This window comes from Flavobacteriales bacterium (assembly GCA_013214975.1).
GTDB lineage: Bacteria > Bacteroidota > Bacteroidia > DT-38 > DT-38 > DT-38.
Genome location: JABSPR010000047.1, coordinates 1 through 5,597, shown reverse-complemented (window position 1 = coordinate 5,597; position 5,597 = coordinate 1). Strand labels below are relative to the sequence as shown.

Annotated in this window: 7 protein-coding genes; 5 read left to right on the top strand and 2 right to left on the bottom strand. The window is 34.8% G+C overall.

Annotated elements, in window-relative coordinates; translation table 11 throughout:
* Nucleotides 1-154 precede the first annotated feature (154 nt).
* On the top strand, nucleotides 155-553 hold the full coding sequence (locus HRT72_02800; GenBank protein ID NQY66640.1) for a response regulator: 399 nt from the start codon (nucleotides 155-157) through the stop codon (nucleotides 551-553).
* Nucleotides 554-612: 59 nt separating this feature from the next.
* Here the strand turns inward: HRT72_02800 and HRT72_02795 are convergent, their stop codons facing one another.
* Nucleotides 613-1,287, bottom strand: coding sequence for a response regulator transcription factor (locus HRT72_02795; GenBank protein ID NQY66639.1), 675 nt, complete (start codon nucleotides 1,285-1,287; stop codon nucleotides 613-615).
* Nucleotides 1,288-1,603: 316 nt separating this feature from the next.
* Between HRT72_02795 and HRT72_02790 the strand changes: the two genes are divergently transcribed.
* The 4 genes from HRT72_02790 to HRT72_02775 are packed head-to-tail and all read left to right on the top strand — an operon-like array spanning nucleotide 1,604 to nucleotide 5,100.
* The gene (locus HRT72_02790) at nucleotides 1,604-3,214 is read left to right on the top strand and encodes a M1 family metallopeptidase (GenBank protein ID NQY66638.1); all 1,611 of its coding nucleotides are present in this window, start codon (nucleotides 1,604-1,606) and stop codon (nucleotides 3,212-3,214) included.
* 46 nt (nucleotides 3,215-3,260) lie between these two features.
* Nucleotides 3,261-3,650, top strand: a complete 390-nt coding sequence (locus HRT72_02785) for an SRPBCC domain-containing protein (GenBank protein NQY66637.1) — start codon at nucleotides 3,261-3,263, stop codon at nucleotides 3,648-3,650.
* Between the two features lie 6 nt (nucleotides 3,651-3,656).
* Nucleotides 3,657-4,220, top strand: a complete 564-nt coding sequence (locus tag HRT72_02780; protein ID NQY66636.1) for a T9SS type A sorting domain-containing protein — start codon at nucleotides 3,657-3,659, stop codon at nucleotides 4,218-4,220.
* 55 nt (nucleotides 4,221-4,275) lie between these two features.
* Entirely contained in the window at nucleotides 4,276-5,100 is an 825-nt protein-coding gene (locus tag HRT72_02775; protein NQY66635.1) for a hypothetical protein, read from the top strand.
* A 9-nt stretch (nucleotides 5,101-5,109) separates the two neighbouring features.
* On the opposite strand, the gene HRT72_02770 is transcribed toward HRT72_02775, so the two are convergent.
* Nucleotides 5,110-5,597: coproporphyrinogen III oxidase (locus HRT72_02770; GenBank protein NQY66634.1), on the bottom strand; the 488-nt coding region annotated here is incomplete at its 5' end.

Below are 5,597 nucleotides of genomic sequence, written 5' to 3'. Positions count from 1 at the left end.
CCAAACAATATGAACAGTTAAACGTGAAACAGTATGACCAGATGTTCGTTGATTTTGCACATAACAAAGATGAACATCCTTAGAAGCTAAAGCGAGATGCACTGAAAGTGCATAGTTTTAACTCTTTTTGAGACCAATAAATAGGCCTTTTCTTATGAAAAAATTCGACTTGATATTACTCGTGGATGATGATAGCATCTCTACTTATATGGCTCGATTTTTTTTAGAGGAAATTGGATTCTCAAATAACACCCATGATGTACCAGGTGGAGAAGAAGCTTGTGAATTCTTGGCTTCAAATAAAATGGAACTAATCTTTCTTGATATTAACATGCCGATCCTTAATGGCTTTGAATTTATTGAAAAAGCTAAAAATCTTGGTGTGCTTGGAGATTCTAAAATTATTGTTCTTTCTTCTTCTCAACTTAAAGAGGATGTAGATAAAGCTTCTTCGTTCGAAGAAGTTATGGGATATATTGTAAAGCCTTTAAGAAAAGAAAAGATCGAAATCGTAATGAAGAAATTCGACGATACCGAAGTTATGGACGACTAAACTCAAAGTCCTCACCCCTATCTCATATACAATCGCTACATTCTCTATAGAAACTGGTTCTATTGAGAAGAGTTAAAAGATATATTTTCTGAGCTAACATGAATTAAGTGATTCTCATAGGCCAGACTTACCAATTCTGCAGAGTTTTTCACATCTAGTTTCTTAAGGATATTATTTCGGTGTGTATCCACGGTCCTAGCGCTAATAAATAATATTTCACCTATTTCACCACTTGTTAATCCTTTTGCGATGTACCGCACTACTTCTGTTTCTCTATCAGACAAAACAGAAAGGTTCCGACCTTCTTCTTTACGTATACTCTTTACTTGCGCTTCTACCAAAACGTCACTAACATCCTTACTTAAATAGATGCCTCCTTCAAGTATCGTATTTAGAGCTACGATAAGTTCGCCTGGTCCAGTTTTCTTAGATAGGTATGCCGAAGCCCCCAATTCTAATGCTTCCAAGACTACACCATCGGAAACATGCATAGAGAATACTATGATTTTAGTATTGACATCTAGTTTCTTTACTTCAGAGATTAGCTCTAACCCATTAGACTTTGGCATGGCAATGTCCGTAATTAACACATCTGGTGTAACATCTTTAATCATGCTCAAAGCCACATCACCATCTTCGGCTTTTCCAATAACTATATATTGGTCTTCTCCAATAAATAATTCAATAGCCTCTCCTATAAACGAATGATCGTCTGCAATCAATATTGTTTTCATCCTCCTCTTAATTTATCGTTATACTTAATCAAACATAAATGATTTAGATAATTTTGCTTACGCTAAAACAAGTAAAATTGTTGGTTCATTTTAGGGGTAAATCTTACATCAGTTAATTTTTATCCATTTCAAAACCAGATATTTGCAGTTATCACCAACAATATCCTAACAAGTATCTAAAGAATTATTAAAATGAACATGTTTCATTTTACCTTTGTATTCTAATTAAACAAGAGAAACCATTAAACAGCTCCTTACTTTTATTCTACTGTCTACCGTAATTAGTTCTTGTGCCCTCTTAGGGTTAAACACAAAAATGAAAACGCCAACAAAACCAGCCAAGATTCCAATCTTTACTGAAGCTGATAGCTTAAGGGGCGAAATAAATAAGTTTCGATCGAATAACGATATTCATTTTTATGCACTCAGCGTTGAATTCGACATCGAGAATAAATCTATTACCGGAGATGTTGACATCCATTTTGAAGCCTTAGCAGCTATCGACACCATTCAATTAGATCTTTATAAGAATATGGAAATAAATGATATTGTGTTTCAAGGAAGAAGCCTTGAGTTCGAAAGAAGGCACAATGCCATTTTTGTTGCGTTCAACAAAACTTTAGCTAAAGATGGTAACTACGTAATTAATGTTGCCTACGAAGGCGAGCCGTTAATTGCAAAGAAACCACCTTGGCAAGGTGGGTTTATCTGGAATAAGGACAAATTAGGAAATCCATTTATAGGTGTTTCATGCGAGGTAGATGGAGCCAGTTTATGGTGGCCATTGAAAGACCACTTATACGACGAACCAGATTCAATGGTGATGCACTATACAATTCCGAAAGAATTAGTCTGCGTTTCTAATGGCAATTTGATAAAATTTGAAATCAATGATCTTCAAAAAACGTTTACGTGGAAAGTTAGCTACCCCATTAACACTTATAATGTAACATTCTACATTGGAAATTATCAGCACTTCCGTATCCCGTACCAAAGAAACAGAGATGCTACATCGGGCAATGTTTTTAACCTAGACTATTACGTACTTCCTGAAAATTTAGTAAAAGCCGAGGTACACTTTAAGCAAGTAGAAAAAATTATCGAGTTTTTTGAATTAAGATATGGAGAATACCCTTGGATAAGAGATGGATATAAATTGGTTGAAAGTCCTTTTGAGGGAATGGAACACCAATCTGCAATCGCATATGGCAACAAATATAGAAATACAGTTGTGGGAAATTACGATTACATTATTCTACATGAAACGGCCCACGAATGGTGGGGAAATAGTGTTTCGGCTAATGATTATGCCGAAGCTTGGCTTCATGAGGGCTTTGCAACCTACAGTGAAGCATTGTTTCTTGAACATGCCGTTAGTTACACCGCTTATTTAAAACACCTAAAAGTAGCTAGCTTATTTATTCAGAATAAGAAACCTGTAATCGGACCATTTAATGTGAACTACTGGAATTATAAAGACACCGACGTTTACTTTAAGGGAAGTCTTATGCTTCATACACTGAGAAATACAATCGACCAAGACTCAGTATTCTTTGATATATTAAAAACGTTCTATCAAGAAAACAAATACTCTAATACAACCACAAAAGCATTTATAGAGGTTGTTAATCGAAAAACGAGAAAGGACTATAAATGGTTCTTTAATCAGTATTTGTATACCAGGCTAGTTCCAGTTTTGAAATATTACTATACCAAGAACGAACAAAACCAAATAGACCAACTGCACTTCAAATGGGGTAATGTTAATAGCGATTTTAAAATGCCAGTAGAAATAATGGTAGGCGAAGTTTTAACTACTATCCATCCTACCACAGAAGAGAATACCATCCCTCTTAATCAAGGCACTCGAGTTGAACTAAAATCCTTTAAAGGATCGTACTACTCTATTCTTGAAACAAAAGAATAGTATTATTCTATAAACACTCAGTATTAGTATCTTTCATAAAAAAAACATGGCTATATCTTTTACTGTTTCTGTTACACTTAATACGTCAACGGAGAACTTGTACAATGCATGGATGGATGGTAAATCACACTCTGAAATGATTGAGAGCGTTGCTACAGTTGAGAATAACACTGGTGGTACCTTTACTTCACACGATGATTATATTGAAGGTATAAATAAAGAGCTTGTTCCATTCTCAAAAATCGTACAATCTTGGCGTTCTACGGATTCTGAAGAAGTAGACGAAGACTCGGAAATTACCGTTACGTTCGAAAATTCAGATAACAAAACTCTTTTAACTCTAACGCATTCCAATTTACCAGATCATCAAACAGCCGTAGAAAGCGGATGGGAAAAGTATTATTTCGAACCAATGGTAAGATATTTCAATTCTTAAAAAGCTATGAAAAAGTTAATCTTCATTAATTTCTTTTCAATTCTAATTGCTATTTCCTCTTATGGTCATGTGGATCTATTATCGCCGGAAGGTGGTGAAACTTACACTGTCGGAGATGTCGTTTTGATTAACTGGTATGAGGTTGTGTATCATAGCACTGTTACTTGGGATTTATATTATTCTGGTGATGGGGGTAATACTTTTAATGCATTAACTGCACCTATTACATATGACGCGAATACGGCTACACATAACTATCTATGGACGGTTCCTGATACCGTGGGTAATGATTTTCAAATTTTTATAGAGCAAATTGGCACAATGAATACCTACGATTCATCTAGTGATAATTTTACTATTTCTCCGACCATATCTATTAATAGTCCTGCAGACGATAGCTCTTTAATTATCTATCCTAACCCGGCCAGTGATATTCTTCAAATAAAAAGCAACCAAGCAATAGAATCCATTAGGATTTATAACACGACTGGTCAATCTGTTATCGAGAGCAAAAGCTCTTCTACCATTGATGTTCGTATTTTATTAAATGGTACATACCTTGTAATATAATGACCGAAACAGGTTCTGTAAGTAGAAAATTAGAAATAACAAAATAGACTGATCGATGGGTAATTTAAAGAACAAATTATTTGTAGTTGGAATACCCATTTTCACCTACTTGGTATTCGTATTCATTTACGGAGGGAATGACCCCAAACAAACCAGTTTAAGAGCAAAGAAGCCAATTTACTTTGCCAAACAAGGTATTGCTAAGTATTTACCTGAAAACAGTCTTCTTGCAATCGAGACCGCAAAAATCTATGGCTTTAATGGTATTGAGGTAGATGTTCGCAAAACAAACGATGGAGAATATGTCTTATTTAACGACGAAAATTGCAACCGATTATTTGGATTAGATACGAATATAAATCAAATAAGCTCCTCTGATTTTTTAATAAATACATTTATTGTAAATAACTCAAAAACAAACCATAGAGGATTACTACTTAAAGATATGCTTGATCATCACGGCTCTCGATTTATTATCTTTCTAGATATGCAAATTACCTCTTTTGAAGATGCCGATAGCATAGCAAAAATCATAATAGAAAAGGAATTAACGAATAGTGTAATAATTAGCTTTCCCGATTTGTTTACAGCAGCATATCTGGAGAACAAATACCCCGAACTCATTTCATGTGCGTCTGATTTTTATGGAAACGACGTATTGCTGTACAATGTTTTCCCATATGATTTCAAACCTGATTTTATGGCCTGTAATGCCAATAATTTGGATAGAGACTACTCTACTTGGTTATTGAAAAACAAATTGAGATCTAGCGCTTTCATTAAAGATGTAACGGCAGACAATATTGAAAAGATATTGCTTTTAGAAATGGAAAACTTAATTATCGATTACGATACAACAATAACACAGGTTAACATCTAAACGGCTACTTTACAAAAGCCAATCTTTAGGCCTATAAAATTCCATCATTTTTTCATGTGGAGAATCCTTTTCCGGCGCATAGCCATAAGTAAACTTACACCTTCCCGGAAGGGATATTAATATGGAAGAAGTTCTCCCCTTTGTTTTTAATCCAAATATGGTTCCTCTGTCGTGCAGAAGATTAAATTCTACATAACGACCTCTTCGGTGTAACTGAAAGTCTTCATCAGCCTCATTGTATTCCTCGTCGATTCTTTTCTCAATAATCGGAAAATAGGAAGAGATAAAAGCTTCTGATATAGACTTAGCCATTAGAATATCCGAATCGAAGTTTCCAGAATTAAAGTGATCATAGAAGATCCCTCCAATACCACGCATTTCATCATCTCTGTGGCTATTTACAAAATACTCGTCGCAAGTCTTTTTAAATTTACCGTATACGCCATACGGCTCGCAGGCATCCGACCATGCTTTATGGAAATGAATAAAGTCTTCCT

Coding starts and splice junctions, on each gene's coding strand:
- HRT72_02795 (NQY66639.1), bottom strand. CDS start 1,287: ATGAAAACAATATTGATTGCAGACGATCATTCGTTTATAGGAGAGGCT.
- HRT72_02775 (NQY66635.1), top strand. CDS start 4,276: ATGGGTAATTTAAAGAACAAATTATTTGTAGTTGGAATACCCATTTTC.
- HRT72_02800 (NQY66640.1), top strand. CDS start 155: ATGAAAAAATTCGACTTGATATTACTCGTGGATGATGATAGCATCTCT.
- HRT72_02785 (NQY66637.1), top strand. CDS start 3,261: ATGGCTATATCTTTTACTGTTTCTGTTACACTTAATACGTCAACGGAG.
- HRT72_02780 (NQY66636.1), top strand. CDS start 3,657: ATGAAAAAGTTAATCTTCATTAATTTCTTTTCAATTCTAATTGCTATT.
- HRT72_02790 (NQY66638.1), top strand. CDS start 1,604: ATGAAAACGCCAACAAAACCAGCCAAGATTCCAATCTTTACTGAAGCT.